This is a genomic window from Streptomyces sp. NPDC088197, assembly GCF_044741185.1.
Classification (GTDB): domain Bacteria; phylum Actinomycetota; class Actinomycetes; order Streptomycetales; family Streptomycetaceae; genus Actinacidiphila.
On record NZ_JBIUSD010000001.1, the window covers coordinates 368,440 to 381,257 of the forward strand.

Genomic DNA, 12,818 nt, shown 5'->3' on the forward strand with positions numbered 1-12,818 from the left:
AACTGTGTGAACTGCGGATTTCCCGTTTTCAACCGCTGCCGATCCACATCACCCTGATGGGCCGTTAGGGTGCGTACGCGCGGCCGACTTCTCCCCTAACGGAGGAATCCGGGAGCCTCGGGTCGCCCGCGGAGGTGATATCCGCCCCGGCCGGGCTCTCCCGGCGGTTAGGGTCCGGCGCATGAGCCAGACCAATACCGCCCTGAATTCCGCCCTCCAGCGCCGACTCGGCACCCTCGTGGTGATTCCGTGGGCCGGTGAACACCACGAGGACGGCCGCGACATGCCGTTCCTGATGGCCTATTCGCTCGGTGACGGGCCGGACGGCCCGGAGTCGGGGCAGGAGGCGGCGCTGGCCGTCGCGGAGGAGGTCGGGCTGCCGGTCGGCGGCGCGATCCTCGACGTCAAGCAGGCGCCGAACGTCCCGGTGAAGGTGCTGGTCGAGGGCGGCAAGGCCGTGCTGACGATGCCGTACCTGCACGCCGCGTGCCCGGTGCCCGAGCAGTGGGTGGCCGCGGCGCAGGACCGGGGCGCGGTGTACTTCATCCTCGCCACCCGCCCGTGGCCCGAGGCCAAGCCGGGCACCCCGGTGACCGAGGAGACCCTCCAGGGCTTCGCCGGGGACACCGACGTCCTGGGCACCGCCGCGCACTGCCTGGTGCCGGTGGGCACCCTCAAGGGTTAGAGCCCGAAACCCGCGCGCAGGGGCGCCCCGCCGGACCGGAGAAGTCCCGCGGGGCGCCCCTGCGTGTGGTGGGTCTGTGCCTACGCGCCCGCACGCGTCCCGTGCGTACGGCGTCCGGCTCGGGTCAGTGGACCAGGTCGTTGGCGGCGGTGACCGCGTCGGTGCCCGCCTGGGCGACGTTCTTCACGTCCTGGACCTTCTGGTCGACCTTGTAGTCGCCGAGCACGCTGGCGGTGGCGCCCTTGGCCTGCTCGCCCGCGGCGCTCGCGGTGATCGCGGTGCTGCTCAGGGTGGAGCCCAGATCGGCGGACTGCTCGGCGGCCATGGCGGCGGGGGCGCCCGCCGCGATCAGGAAGGAACCGGCGGCGGCGGTGGTGAGGATTCGGCTTACGTTCATGATCGATACAACGCGCGAACCGCCCGCAGGGCACGCGGACCGTACCGGTCCTGGTCGGCGCGGGACCGCGGGCCCTCCCGCCGCGCGCGCCCCCGCTGTTGCACTGGCGTGACAACGGCAGCACAGGAGACGGACGTTGCGGGAGCACTCTTTGTGTCACCGGCACGAGCAGCCGGAGCCGGCCGGAACAGCGGGACACCGCCGCGAGCGGCCGGAGAACGCCGCACCGCATCCGTTCCTGGGGGGAACCCGATATGTCCGTTCGTGCCCGTGGCCGTCGCAGCACCGCCGCCGCCATCGCGCTCACCGCCGGGATCACGGCGGGTGCCGCCCTGCTCCTGTCGGCCTGCGGCCCCACGGACGGCACCGCCTCCGACCCGGCGCCCTCGGCGACGAGCGGCGCGAGCGGTCAGCCCACCCCCAGCGGGAAGGGCGGCAGCGGCGGCAGCGGGGGGAACGCGGGGGACGACGGCGCCAACGGCTCGGGGGCCAGCCCGGTGGGCAGCAGCACCAAGCTCAACGGCACCGCGCACTCCGGTCTGACCATCAGCGACGGCACCCGCTACGTCGTCATGAACGGCACCCGGGTGGACTTCGGCACCGAGGTCCGCGACCTGGCCTGGTCGCCGAACGGCGCGAAGGCCGCCTTCATCGACGGCGACGGCGACCTCGCGGTCAGCGACCCCGACGGCAGCGGACGCGTGATCGTGGCCAGGAACCCGGGCGACCAGAACTGGTCGCACCCGACCTGGCAGGTGCGCGCGAAGGACCCGCAGAACGGCCTTCCCGCCCTCGACAACATCCTCTTCGCCGGCCGCCGGGGCGGCACCGCCCGGCTGTACGGCGTCCCGGCCACCGCGCACGGCGGCACGCCCAAGGTGCTGAGCCTGAACCACGAGTCGGACGAGAACGTGAAGCCGCTGCCCCAGACCGGCAACGTATGGCCCAGCTCCGCGGGGAAGTACGGCACCGCCGTCTACGCCAACACCGGCGACGGCAACGTCTACATCCGCGACGACTACCTGCGGCAGCAGGGCTACGCGCTCACCCCGGGGTCCGAGCCCGCCATCGGGCCGACCGAGGACGACGGCATCGTCTTCGTCCGGTCCGTCGGGGGCCACGACCACCTGTTCCTGGAGACGCCCCACGACGGCGCGCCCGTGTACAAGGACCTGACCCCGCAGGCGACCACCGACTACACCGAGCCCGCCTTCGAGCCGAACGGCAGGACGGTCGTGGCCCGTACGCCCAACGGCATCGTGCGGCTGCCCGTGGACGGCTCGCAGGCGCCGGTCAAGGTCTCCGACTACGTCGGGCTCCCGGCCTACCGCGCCTGAGCCAACTCGGCCCGCAGCGCCTCCAGATGGGCGTCGGCGGTGTCGTGCGGCAGGAACTCCACCACGTCGACGAAGCGGAACAGCACCTGTGACGAGGTGACCGCGAACTCGTAGTCGGCGAAACCGACGACGGCGCCCAGCGTGCCGCGCACCGCGCCCCGGACGACATGAGCGGTCATGTCGTCCGGGTTCCGCGCGTCCAGGCCGCGCCGCGCGTTGGGCCGCGCCAGATACGGGCAGACCATCGAGGCGTAGAGCATGCAGGCGCGGTGGCCGGGCCCTTCGAGGGTCGGCGCGAGATTGCGGTACGGGCGCCCGGCCGCCAGCGCCTCGCCGATCGCGGCGCTCTCGGAACCGCCCACCACCCGCCACACCGGGCCGCGCGGCATCAGCGTGTCGCACACCGAACACAGCCGCTGCCGGGCGCAGTTGGCGCTGCGGTCGTAGTCGGTCAGCGCGAACTGCGGCTGGTCGTCCTGCCACGGGGTGATCGCGGGCACCGGGTAGCCGCGCGGATCGCGGGGCCTGACCTCGACGGTCGGCGGCATCGGCACGGAGTCAAAGCGCACGGCCCATCCCTATCAGGCGGAACGGTCCCTGCGGAACAGCCGTCCGAACCCCGTCCGCCGCCCGCCCCTGCCGGAATCGGTATCGGTTTCGGTATCGCTATCGCTATCGGCGGCCGTAGCCCTACCCGTATCCGTATCCGCGCTGTCGTCCGTGCCCGTACCGACGGCCCGCGCCGCGTGCCAGTCCGCCACGACCTTCTCGACGTCGAACAGGCCGAGGTTGAGGGGCGGTCCCTCCGGGGGACGGCGCAGGGCCTCGCGGAGACGGTCGTTGATCTCGGTGAGGATCTGCCGCACCTGCCGCTCGGAGCGCGCCCGCGCTATCGCGGCCGTCGCGTCCTCCGCCGCCTTGCGCAGCACGAGCGTCGGCGGCAGCGCGGACAGGCCCTCGCGGTGCATCTTGCCCTTGATCCACCACAAGTCGTCGTACGGGGTGTCCAGCGAGGCCAACGGCTTTCCCGCGCCCGGCAGTTCGGCGAAGTCGCCGCGCTGCTCCGCCTCGCGGATCTGCTTGTCCACCCACGTCTCGAAGGAGACACCGGCGGGTTTGCGGTCGGTCATACCTCGCTCCTCACGTGGGCGCACGCAGCGGGTGGCGTACGTACCAGGTTACGGCCGCGCCCGCGCGGCCAGCAGGGCGACGTCGTCCTCGGCGGCGGAGGGCGCCAGGCGGTGCACGATCCGGGCCAGGAGCGCGTCCAGCGGTTCACCGTCGGGCGGGAGGACGAGCGAGGCCAGCCGGGCGAGCGAGGCGTCGATGTCCTCGGTACGGCGTTCCACCAGCCCGTCGGTGTAGAGCAGCAGCGTCTCCCCCGCGCGCCACGGCACGTACACCGTCTCGTACGTGCCCCGCAGGTCCGCGCCGAGCGGCGGTCCCGGCGGTACGGCGAGCAGCCGGACACGGCCGTCGGGGGTGACGACGGCGGGCGGGAGGTGGCCCGCGCTGGCGAAGAAGCAGCCGCCGCGCGCCGGGTCGGCGAGGCCCAGCAGGCAGGTGCCCGGCCGCTGGGCGCCCGCGGCGGCCAGCAGCGCGTCCATCCGGCGCAGGACGCGGTCCGGCGCGTCGCCCTCGCCCGCGACCACGCGCAGCATCGAGCGGTAGTGGCTCATCTCGACGGCCGCCTCGACGCCGTGCCCCATCACGTCGCCCATGGCCAGCAGCGTCACACCGCCGGGCAGCGCCAGGGTGTCGAACCAGTCGCCGCCGACCAGGTCGGTGGCGCCCGCCGGGAGATAGCGGGTGGCCACCTCGACCCCGGGGTGCGGGGCGCCGGGCGTGGCCAGCAGGGCGCGCTGCAACTCCACCGCGATGCCGTGCTCGCGGGTGTAGCGGCGGGCGTTGTCGAGGCTGATCGCGGCCCGGTCGGCCAGCGCGCGGGCGATGGCGGTGTCCTCGTCGTCGAAGCCGGGCGAGGTCCCGGCCCTGATCAGCGTGACCGTGCCGATCCGGTCGCCGCGGGCGCTCAGCGGCACGACCAGCACGGAGTGGATGCCCGCCGCGCGGTAGGCGGCGACCCGCTCGGCGTTCGGCGCGGAGTGGGCGATCTCCTCGTCGCGCGGCAGATTCTGCACCACGGGACGCCCGGTCTCCAGGCAGGTCGGGATCGCCGAGCCGCGCTGGTAGACCACGTACTCCCCCGGCGTCCCGAAGATCCGCACCCGCTCGCGCAGCGCGGGCCGCGCGGCCATCGCGGCCCTGCGCAGCCGCAGCGCGCCGTCCGGCGGGGGGCGGCGGCGGGCGCGCGGGCCGCTGTCCAGCACCTCGACGGTGGCGGTGTCCGCGATCACCTCGACCAGCAGGTCGGCCAGTTCCTGGCAGGTCGGGTCCATCTCCAGCGTGGAGCCGATCCGGACGGCCGCCGCGTCGAGCAGCAGCAGCCGCTCCTTGGCCCGTTCCAGCTCGCGCTGCGCCTCGTGGTCCTCGCTGACCTCGATGATCACCGCGCCGATCCCGCCCACCCCGCCGTCCCGGCCCTGGAGCCGGTGGTACGTGCACTGCCAGTAGCGCGTGGTGTGCGGCGAATCGGCCCGGGTCTGGCCGCTGGAGAGCAGTTCGCGCGGTGTGCCGTCGGCGAGCACCATCCGCAGGACGCCCTCGCCCACGTCCACGCCCGGCACCGTCTCGGCGATGGTCCTGCCGATGTGCGCGGCCGCTTCGACGCCGTTCATCCGGGCGAGCGCCGGATTGACGTACCGGTAGCGCAGGTCGGGGCCGAGTACGGCGACACCCGCCGCCGTCCCCTCCAGCAGCGCGCGCCACAGCGACTCATCCGCGTTCACCTGTTCCACAGTGCACGCAGGGTCGCGGGGCCGCGAATCGGGACGGCGGAGGGGCCGCGCGGCGGCCGTACCCACGGGGTCGGGGGGTCCGGGGATTCGGGGTCCGGAGAGGCTCGGCGGGGTCGGGGGCGCGGGGCGCGGGCTGATATAACAGCGCTGTTAGATTAGCCGCCCGGCGCTTCGACGGTTGAGGCGTCGCGCCCGTCGAGAGGAACGGACCGCCATGACCGAGACGCAGCGGAGCCACCCGCCGATCGAGCCGTACGACCGGGGCATGCTCGATGTCGGCGACGGGAACCTCGTGTACTGGGAGACCTGCGGCAACCCCGAGGGCAAGCCGGCGCTCGTCGTGCACGGCGGCCCCGGCTCGGGGTGCAGGCCGTCGCACCGGCAGGACTTCGACCCGGAGCGGTACCGGGCGGTGCTGTTCGACCAGCGCGGCTGCGGGCGCAGTACGCCGCACGCGAGCGACCCGGCGACCGACCTCACCCACAACACCACCGACCACCTGATCGCCGACATGGAACGCCTGCGCGTCCACCTCGGCATCGACCGCTGGCTGCTGACGGGCGGCTCCTGGGGCTCGACGCTGATCCTGGCGTACGCGCAGCGGCACCCCGAACGGGTCTCGGAGATCGTCATCAACGGCGTCACGACCACCCGCAGAGCGGAGATCGACTGGCTCTACCGGGGCGTCGGCCGCTTCTTCCCCGAACAGTGGGCGGCCTTCCGCGCGGCGGCCGGTCCGGCGTACGACGGCACGGGGTCACGTACGGCGCCCGGCACGGCGTCCGGCTCAGCGACCGGCATAGCGACCGGCATGGCGTCCGATACGACGGGCGGCATCGCGGGCGGGCTCGTCGCCGCGTACGCGCGCCTCACCGAGGACCCCGATCCGGCCGTACGAACCAGGGCCACCGCCGACTGGTGCGCGTGGGAGGACGCGGTGCTCTCCCTGGAGCCCAGCGGCTCCGCCCGCCCGTACAGCGACCGCCCCTCCGCCGCCCGGCTCGCCATGGTCCGGATCTGCGCCCGCTACTTCTCGCACGGCGCCTGGCTCGAAGAGGGCGCCCTCCTGCGCGACGCGCCCCTGCTGCGGGGCATCCCCGCCACCCTGCTCCACGGCCGCCTCGACCTCAGCTCGCCGCTCGACACCGCCTGGCACCTCGCCGCCGCCTGGCCGCAGGCCACCCTCACCGTCGTGGACGACGCGGGCCACAAGGGCAGCGCCACGATGTCCCGCCATGTACGGGACGCGCTGGACGGGTACGCGCGAGCGGTGTAGGACCGGGCCCGGTCAGCCGCGTACGGGGACCGTCGAGGTGGTGAGGAGCTGACGGGCCTGGCGCTCCGGGGTCTCGGGCGGGACGACGAGCAGGTCGCAGCGGCCGACGCCCCGGCAGAGCAGGCACACCGAGTCGCGGTGGCCGGTGGTGGTGGAGCGGTGGATACGGAGGGTGTGGCCGCCGAGCAGCAGGGCGGAGGGCCCGTCGAGCCAGTTCGCCGCGTCGAGGGTGATGTCGGTGATCCGGCCCCAGCGGCCGTTCAACGCGGCGAGCAGCGGCGGCAGTTCCTTGGTCACGTCACGGGTCCGCGGCCACCAGGCGCCGTCGATCCGTACGGGGCTGCCGCCCGGGTGGATCAGGGACAGCCGGGCGGGCGGCCCGTCCCAGACCGGCAGGGCGCAGGCGGGCAGCGGCGGCGGTGTCTCGGTCGCGGTGGTGATCGTCATGGTGTCGGCCTGTCTCCGGACGGTTCGTCCGGGGTGGTGGGTGGTGCCAAGCGCGTGTTCGGGGCGGGCCGCGGCGGGCGGGGCGGCGACGGCGGACGTACGGGCGGCGGTACGTCGGCGGCGGCGGTCCCCTCGGTGACGTCCGTGCCTCGGCTGACGTCCGGGTCCTGGGCGGTGTCCGGGTCCTGGGCGGCCTCGGTGACGCCGGTCACGCCCGTGACCTCGGCCGTCCCGGTGCCGTCCCGTACGCGCTCCTCGCCGCCGACCAGGCGGAGCTGGAAGGGGCCCGCGTCGGGGAAGTGGACGGTGTCCACGGTCAGCCGCAGCCGGGTGCCGCCGTCCTCGTCCACCACCGGGCGGCCCGGGGGCGGCTGCTCGGTCGCGGCGAAGCGGAAGCGCAGCACCTGCGCGATCCTGCGGGCCGCCTCCGGGGTCGCGGCCACGATGCTGACCTCGGCGAAGCCGGGCGCGGGCAGCGCCCGCTCCGCGCCGCCGGTGCCGGAGCCGGTGGCCGCCGCCGCGTCCCGCCCCGCGTCGTCGCGCCCGGCCCCGGCACGGCCCCGCGGCGGCCCGGCCGTACCCGCCATGCGCGGATCGGCCCCCGTCCCCGCACCGGCCGCGCGCGGCTCGCCCGACTCGTTCTCGCGCGGGGACATCAGGCCGCCCGCTCCGGCCGGGCCAGCCCCGCGGGACCGCCCTCGGCCTCCCAGGCGGCGTCCGCGCCGCGGTCGGGGTCGGCCTGGGCCATCAGCTCGCTCGCGGTACGGACATTGGCCGGGTCCGCCGCCGCGGCCATCAGCCGGGCCGCCGTCGCCGCCGGGGTCTGCGGCGGGACGATCAGCAGATCCCAGCGGCCCGTACGGTACGAGAGCACCAGCAGCTTGTGCGGGTCCTGCTCCTCGACGAACCAGCCGACATGCACCACGTGCCCGGCGACCGGCACCTTCTTCGGCACGGTCGGCCAGTACAGGGGGTTGACGGTGACCCGGGTGATCCGTCCCCACAACAGGTCCAACGCGCCGACCAGGGACGGCAGTTCGAGGGAGAGGTCACGGGACTTGGGCCACCAGGCGCCGTCCAGCGGCCCCGGTCCGTGGCCCAGCTCGGCCGAACCGATCCGCAGGGCGCTGACGCCGGGCGACAGCGAGAGCCGCGGCGCGGGGGGCGCGGGAGGGGGCCGCGGGGCCGTACGGACCGCCGAGGGGTGTGCGGAATCCTGAGAGGAGAGCATGGAACAAATCCGTCCACGGGCCCGCTGGAACGGGTCCGGCACCGTCGCTCACCGCGAACGACGCCGACTTGAGTGCCGGTGTACGGAATGCCCTCGGTCCGTTCACCCTACTCCGTCCGGGGTGTCTGGGACGATGATGGAAGGTCACCGTTCCGGACCGCCGGGACACGGGGCCGATGGGGGAGGGAACACGTGGCCGAGGTCTTCACGCGCCGCATGTCCAGATGGCAGGCGGAGCAGCAGCGCGAGGCCGTCGCGGATGTCTACGTCGAGGCGTACCGAGGTGTGCCGGGCCAGGAATTCCACGACCGGGAGGATTTCCTGGGGCGCTTCGCCGAGGCCACGCAGCGGCCCGGCTTCGACATGATCGTGGCCAGCGAGCGGCGGCTGACCGGGGTCGCGTACGGCTACGTCCTCGACCGCGCCGACGGCTGGTGGCGGGACTTCACGGTCGCGGGCACCGACGGCGCGGGGCCCGACGGCACGGACATCGAGGAGCTCACCGCCTCGGGCCAGGTCTTCGCGCTCGCCGAGCTGATGGTCGTGCCCGCCTACCGCAGGCAGGGCATCGCGACCGGTCTGCTCGACCAGCTCCTGCTGCGCAGCGACGCGGCCCTCGTCACCGTCCTCACCGCGCCCGACGCCGACGCCGTCCACGCCCTGCGCGCCTGGGAGTGGACCTACCTCGGCGACACCCACGGCCCCCGCCAGGCATGGAGCCGCCCGCTGCGCCCGTGAGCGTCGCCGCCGCCATGTCCCCTGGCGTCGCTACCGCTTGCGGACGCCGAACAGCGAGCGGCTGATCTCGCGGCCGAGCTGCGTGCCCATGGAGCGGGCGAGGGACTTGAACGCGCCGCTGTGGACGACCTGTTCGACGATTCCGGCGTCGGCGGCGGCGCCCTTGGCGGAGGAACGGCCGCTCTTCGGGGCGGTCTTGGGCGCGCTCTCGGCGGCTTCGGCCCGCGCGGCGGAAGCCGCTTCGGCGGCGGCCAGCTTCTCGTAGGCGGACTCGCGGTCGACCGCCTCGGCGTACCGCCCGTACAGCGGCGAGGACTTGACGGCGGAGTCGAGCACGGCCGCGTCCACGGGACCCATCAGCGACTCGGGGGCGCGCAGCCGGGTGGCGGCCACCGGCGTCGGCGCGCCGTTCTCGCTGAGGACGGTGACGACGGCCTCGCCGGTGCCGAGCGAGGTGAGCGACTCGCCGAGGTCGTAAGCGGAGTTGGGGAAGGTGGAGACGGTGGCGCGCAGCGCCTTGGCGTCGTCGGGCGTGAAGGCGCGCAGGGCGTGCTGGACACGGTTGCCGAGCTGGGCGAGCACGTCGCCGGGGACGTCCTTGGGCGTCTGCGTGACGAAGAAGACGCCGACGCCCTTGGAGCGGATCAGCCGTACGGTCTGGGTGATCGCGTCGAGGAACGCCTTCGAGGCGCCGTTGAAGAGCAGGTGCGCCTCGTCGAAGAAGAAGACCAGTTTCGGCCGGTCGAGGTCGCCGACCTCGGGCAGGTCCTGGAAGAGGTCGGCGAGCAGCCACATCAGGAAGGTCGAGAAGAGCTGCGGCTTGTCCTGCACGGCGGGCAGCTCCAGCACGGAGACCAGCCCGCGCCCGTCGGACGCCGTACGCAGCAGCTCGCTCGTGTCGAATTCCGGCTCGCCGAAGAACGCGGCGGCGCCCTGCGCCTCGAAGGCCGTCAGGGTCCGCATCAGCACCCCGGCCGTCGCCGACGAGATGCCGCCGATCTCCTTCAGCTCCGGCTTGCCCGCGTCGGAGGCCAGGAAGGCGATGACGGCCCGCAGGTCCTTGAGGTCGTACAGCTCGAGGCCCTTGGTGTCGGCGTAGTGGAAGATCAGGCCGAGCGACTGCTCCTGCGTGGTGTTCAGGCCGAGCACCTTGGACATCAGGACGGGGCCGAAGGCGGTGACGGTCGCCCGTACCGGGATGCCGGGGCCGAGGCCGCCCAGCGCGTAGAACTCGGCCGGGAAGCCGGTGGCCGTCCAGTTCTGGCCGACTTCCGCCGCCCGCCGCTGGACCTTCTCACCCGGTTGGCCCGGCGCCGACACGCCGGAGATGTCGCCTTTCACGTCCGCGAGGAAGACCGGGACGCCCTGCGCGGAGAGCTGTTCCGCGATGAGCTGGAGCGTCTTGGTCTTGCCGGTGCCGGTGGCGCCCGCCACCAGGCCGTGCCGGTTGAGCATGCCGAGCGGGATGCGGACCGGCGCGTCGGGGTGGCACTCGCCCTCCCAGAGCAGCGCGCCGAGGTCCAGCGCGGGGCCGGTGAAGGCGTAGCCGCGGGCGATGTCGGCGGCGGGGGACGGCAGTGTCGGCCCGGACGGTGCGGCTGATGGCCCGGACGGTGCGGGAGTCGACCCGGACGGCGCGGCTGATGGCCCGGAAGGCGCGGAAGTCGGCCCGGACGGTGGGGCTGTCGTCCCGGACGGTGCGGGAGTCGACCCCGGTGTCACGGCCGCCTCACCCGTGACGGCCTCACCGGCGGAACTATTCGGCTGGGGATCGGTCATCACATGCTCCCGATTCATACGACGATGAGGCTTTTGCCACCATCGCACCCCGGCAGCGGTGCTGCGCCCGGACAAGCCGGGCCGGTAGGCTTTCCGTGTGATCTTCAAGCGCATCGGAAACGGGCGGCCGTACCCGGACCACGGCCGGGTGAGTACGCGCGAGTGGGCCGACGTCGCCCCACGTCCCGTGCGGCTGGACCAGTTGGTGACCACCAAGGGACAGCTCGACCTGGAGACACTTCTCGCCGAGGATTCCACCTTTTACGGCGACCTCTTCGCCCATGTCGTGAAATGGCGGGGCGACCTCTATCTCGAGGACGGACTCCACCGGGCGGTACGCGCCGCGCTCCAGCAGCGCCAGGTGCTCCATGCCCGGGTCCTGGAGATGGACTGACAATCCGCTTACGCTGCGCTCATGAGCATGCTGACCCCCTCCGGTATGGGCGGGAAGTACCGGGTCACCGGCAAGCAGTACCCGAGGATGCGCCGCCCGCGCCGCCGCGGCCGTGTCGTCACCGCCGTGCTCGCCTCGGTCGTCGTGCTCGGCCTCTTCGGTTACGGGGCGCTGCAACTCGTCCATGTCTTCCGCGGGGACGACAACGGCGACACGAAGGCGAACGCGGCACCGCAGAACCGCCCCTGCGTCACCGTGGCCCCCACCGCCCCCACGGGTAAACCGGCCCCGCTGCCGCAGCCCGCGGGCGTCACGCTGAACGTCTTCAACGCCACCGCCAAGGGCGGTCTGGCCAAGACCACGGCCGACGAGCTGGCCAAGCGCGGCTTCAAGGTCAACAAATTCGGCAACGCGCCCGACCCGTACGACAAGAAGGTCGGCGAGTCCGCGCTGATCGTCGCCGGGCCCGCGGGCGAGGCGGCGGCCCGCACGGCGGGCACCCAGGTGGCGGGCTCGACCGTGAAGATCGACCCCAAGCGGACTGACAAGACCGTCGATGTGATGATCGGCACGGCCTTCACGGCGCTTTCCGGTCCGACCGACGTGGCGAAGGCCCGGATCGTGGCGGCGAACCCGCCGCCGCCGAAGCCGGTGTGCGTGACGCCGAGCCCGAGCGCGTCGGGGGGCGCCCCCGGCAAGACGGGGGCCACGACGAAGGCGGGCGCGCCGGCGAAGCACTAGCCGCCGTGGCGGGCGCCGCCGTGGCGGGTGGCTTGGCGCGGGTGGCGCTTGTCCGGACCGTTCAGCCCTTCCGGGTCGTCCGCGACACGCCGGGTCGGGCCGGGCCGATTGTCAGCTCACCGTGCCGTACATCCGGTCGCCCGCGTCGCCGAGGCCGGGCACGATGTAGCCGCGCTCGTTCAGCCGCTCGTCGACCGCGGCCGTGACCACGGTGACCGGCTTGCCCGCCAGGGCGCGCTCCATCGACTCGACGCCCTCGGGCGCGGCCAGCAGGCACAGCGCGGTGACGTCGTCGGCGCCGCGGTCGATCAGCAGGTCGATCGCCGCCACCAGGGTGCCGCCGGTCGCCAGCATCGGGTCGACCACGTACACCTGCCGTCCCGACAGGTCCTCCGGCATACGGGTGGCGTACGTCGCCGCCTCCAGCGTCTCCTCGTCGCGGACCATGCCGAGGAAGCCGACCTCGGCGGTGGGCAGCAGACGCACCATGCCGTCGAGCATGCCGAGCCCGGCGCGCAGGATCGGCACCACAAGGGGGCGCGGGTAGGAGAGCCTGACCCCGGTGGTCGGGCCGACCGGGGTGCGGATGTCGACCTGCTCGGTCCGCACGTCGCGGGTGGCCTCGTAGGCGAGCAGGGTGACCAGCTCGTCGGCGAGCCGCCGGAACGTCGGCGAGTCGGTGCGCTCGTCGCGCAGGGTGGTGAGCTTGTGCGCGACCAGCGGGTGGTCGACAACATGGAGACGCATGAATATGACTGTATCCGCCGGGTGGGGGGCGCGTCGCCAGTGCGATGAGCAGCCCGGCTCCGCGCACCTTCTGCGCCTGGCGTGGGGTAAACGGCGCGAACGAGGGAAACTGGCCAGATACGCCCGGTGTGCCTTCCGGGTGAAGCGAGCCCCAGGGATGGTGCCCGAGATGCCGGAGCCCGACCGAG

The 12,818-nt window shown here is 73.6% G+C and carries 14 protein-coding genes and 1 pseudogene; 6 read left to right on the forward strand and 9 right to left on the reverse strand.

Annotated elements, in window-relative coordinates; genetic code table 11:
* Positions 1-181 precede the first annotated feature (181 nt).
* Entirely contained in the window at positions 182-685 is a 504-nt protein-coding gene (locus ACIOC1_RS01660; RefSeq protein ID WP_355336511.1) for a DUF5949 family protein, read from the forward strand.
* Positions 686-809: 124 nt separating this feature from the next.
* Here ACIOC1_RS01660 and ACIOC1_RS01665 read toward each other — a convergent pair whose 3' ends face one another.
* Positions 810-1,082 (reverse strand): hypothetical protein, encoded by a 273-nt coding sequence (locus ACIOC1_RS01665; RefSeq protein ID WP_188284469.1) that lies wholly within the window; start codon positions 1,080-1,082, stop codon positions 810-812.
* Between the two features lie 254 nt (positions 1,083-1,336).
* Here ACIOC1_RS01665 and ACIOC1_RS01670 point away from each other — a divergent pair, with 254 nt between their 5' ends.
* The gene (locus tag ACIOC1_RS01670; RefSeq protein WP_355336512.1) at positions 1,337-2,419 is read left to right on the forward strand and encodes a hypothetical protein; all 1,083 of its coding nucleotides are present in this window, start codon (positions 1,337-1,339) and stop codon (positions 2,417-2,419) included.
* On the opposite strand, the gene ACIOC1_RS01675 is transcribed toward ACIOC1_RS01670, so the two are convergent.
* The 3 genes and pseudogenes from ACIOC1_RS01675 to ACIOC1_RS01685 all read right to left on the reverse strand — a co-directional run bounded on the left by ACIOC1_RS01675 (position 2,407) and on the right by ACIOC1_RS01685 (position 5,268).
* Positions 2,407-2,988, reverse strand: coding sequence for a hypothetical protein (locus ACIOC1_RS01675; RefSeq protein WP_355336513.1), 582 nt, complete (start codon positions 2,986-2,988; stop codon positions 2,407-2,409). The two genes, ACIOC1_RS01670 and ACIOC1_RS01675, sit on opposite strands and share 13 nt — an antisense overlap.
* A gap of 168 nt (positions 2,989-3,156) precedes the next feature.
* Positions 3,157-3,549, reverse strand: a pseudogene (locus tag ACIOC1_RS01680) (DUF1992 domain-containing protein); the annotation flags it as partial.
* 48 nt (positions 3,550-3,597) lie between these two features.
* A complete protein-coding gene (locus ACIOC1_RS01685; RefSeq protein WP_355336514.1) occupies positions 3,598-5,268 on the reverse strand; it encodes a SpoIIE family protein phosphatase in 1,671 nt (556 codons plus the stop codon).
* A 223-nt stretch (positions 5,269-5,491) separates the two neighbouring features.
* Between ACIOC1_RS01685 and ACIOC1_RS01690 the strand changes: the two genes are divergently transcribed.
* Positions 5,492-6,553, forward strand: coding sequence for an alpha/beta fold hydrolase (locus ACIOC1_RS01690; RefSeq protein ID WP_401851103.1), 1,062 nt, complete (start codon positions 5,492-5,494; stop codon positions 6,551-6,553).
* Between the two features lie 12 nt (positions 6,554-6,565).
* On the opposite strand, the gene ACIOC1_RS01695 is transcribed toward ACIOC1_RS01690, so the two are convergent.
* The 3 genes from ACIOC1_RS01695 to ACIOC1_RS01705 are packed head-to-tail and all read right to left on the reverse strand — an operon-like array spanning position 6,566 to position 8,231.
* On the reverse strand, positions 6,566-7,000 hold the full coding sequence (locus tag ACIOC1_RS01695; protein ID WP_355336516.1) for a DUF5994 family protein: 435 nt from the start codon (positions 6,998-7,000) through the stop codon (positions 6,566-6,568).
* On the reverse strand, positions 6,997-7,656 hold the full coding sequence (locus tag ACIOC1_RS01700; protein WP_401851106.1) for a hypothetical protein: 660 nt from the start codon (positions 7,654-7,656) through the stop codon (positions 6,997-6,999). Before ACIOC1_RS01700 ends, ACIOC1_RS01695 begins: the two co-directional genes overlap by 4 nt.
* Positions 7,656-8,231 (reverse strand): DUF5994 family protein, encoded by a 576-nt coding sequence (locus ACIOC1_RS01705; RefSeq protein ID WP_401718216.1) that lies wholly within the window; start codon positions 8,229-8,231, stop codon positions 7,656-7,658. Before ACIOC1_RS01705 ends, ACIOC1_RS01700 begins: the two co-directional genes overlap by 1 nt.
* 216 nt (positions 8,232-8,447) lie before the next feature.
* Between ACIOC1_RS01705 and ACIOC1_RS01710 the strand changes: the two genes are divergently transcribed.
* Positions 8,448-8,969 carry a GNAT family N-acetyltransferase gene (locus ACIOC1_RS01710; RefSeq protein WP_355336519.1) on the forward strand — a complete coding sequence of 174 codons (522 nt, stop codon included), beginning with the start codon at positions 8,448-8,450 and terminating at the stop codon, positions 8,967-8,969.
* A 30-nt stretch (positions 8,970-8,999) separates the two neighbouring features.
* Here the strand turns inward: ACIOC1_RS01710 and ACIOC1_RS01715 are convergent, their stop codons facing one another.
* Positions 9,000-10,748, reverse strand: coding sequence for a helicase HerA-like domain-containing protein (locus ACIOC1_RS01715; protein WP_401851110.1), 1,749 nt, complete (start codon positions 10,746-10,748; stop codon positions 9,000-9,002).
* Positions 10,749-10,845: 97 nt separating this feature from the next.
* Between ACIOC1_RS01715 and ACIOC1_RS01720 the strand changes: the two genes are divergently transcribed.
* Both ACIOC1_RS01720 and ACIOC1_RS01725 read left to right on the forward strand, forming a co-directional pair.
* A complete protein-coding gene (locus ACIOC1_RS01720; RefSeq protein ID WP_188284476.1) occupies positions 10,846-11,142 on the forward strand; it encodes a type II toxin-antitoxin system VapB family antitoxin in 297 nt (98 codons plus the stop codon).
* Between the two features lie 21 nt (positions 11,143-11,163).
* A complete protein-coding gene (locus ACIOC1_RS01725) occupies positions 11,164-11,883 on the forward strand; it encodes a LytR C-terminal domain-containing protein (RefSeq protein WP_391042312.1) in 720 nt (239 codons plus the stop codon).
* A gap of 111 nt (positions 11,884-11,994) precedes the next feature.
* Here ACIOC1_RS01725 and upp read toward each other — a convergent pair whose 3' ends face one another.
* Positions 11,995-12,630, reverse strand: coding sequence for a uracil phosphoribosyltransferase (gene upp / locus ACIOC1_RS01730; protein WP_355336522.1), 636 nt, complete (start codon positions 12,628-12,630; stop codon positions 11,995-11,997).
* Positions 12,631-12,818 lie beyond the last annotated feature (188 nt).

Coding starts and splice junctions, on each gene's coding strand:
- ACIOC1_RS01725 (WP_391042312.1), top strand. CDS start 11,164: ATGAGCATGCTGACCCCCTCCGGTATGGGCGGGAAGTACCGGGTCACC.
- ACIOC1_RS01700 (WP_401851106.1), bottom strand. CDS start 7,656: ATGTCCCCGCGCGAGAACGAGTCGGGCGAGCCGCGCGCGGCCGGTGCG.
- ACIOC1_RS01670 (WP_355336512.1), top strand. CDS start 1,337: ATGTCCGTTCGTGCCCGTGGCCGTCGCAGCACCGCCGCCGCCATCGCG.
- ACIOC1_RS01705 (WP_401718216.1), bottom strand. CDS start 8,231: ATGCTCTCCTCTCAGGATTCCGCACACCCCTCGGCGGTCCGTACGGCC.
- ACIOC1_RS01690 (WP_401851103.1), top strand. CDS start 5,492: ATGACCGAGACGCAGCGGAGCCACCCGCCGATCGAGCCGTACGACCGG.
- ACIOC1_RS01660 (WP_355336511.1), top strand. CDS start 182: ATGAGCCAGACCAATACCGCCCTGAATTCCGCCCTCCAGCGCCGACTC.
- ACIOC1_RS01665 (WP_188284469.1), bottom strand. CDS start 1,082: ATGAACGTAAGCCGAATCCTCACCACCGCCGCCGCCGGTTCCTTCCTG.
- ACIOC1_RS01695 (WP_355336516.1), bottom strand. CDS start 7,000: ATGACGATCACCACCGCGACCGAGACACCGCCGCCGCTGCCCGCCTGC.
- ACIOC1_RS01710 (WP_355336519.1), top strand. CDS start 8,448: ATGTCCAGATGGCAGGCGGAGCAGCAGCGCGAGGCCGTCGCGGATGTC.
- upp (WP_355336522.1), bottom strand. CDS start 12,630: ATGCGTCTCCATGTTGTCGACCACCCGCTGGTCGCGCACAAGCTCACC.
- ACIOC1_RS01715 (WP_401851110.1), bottom strand. CDS start 10,748: ATGACCGATCCCCAGCCGAATAGTTCCGCCGGTGAGGCCGTCACGGGT.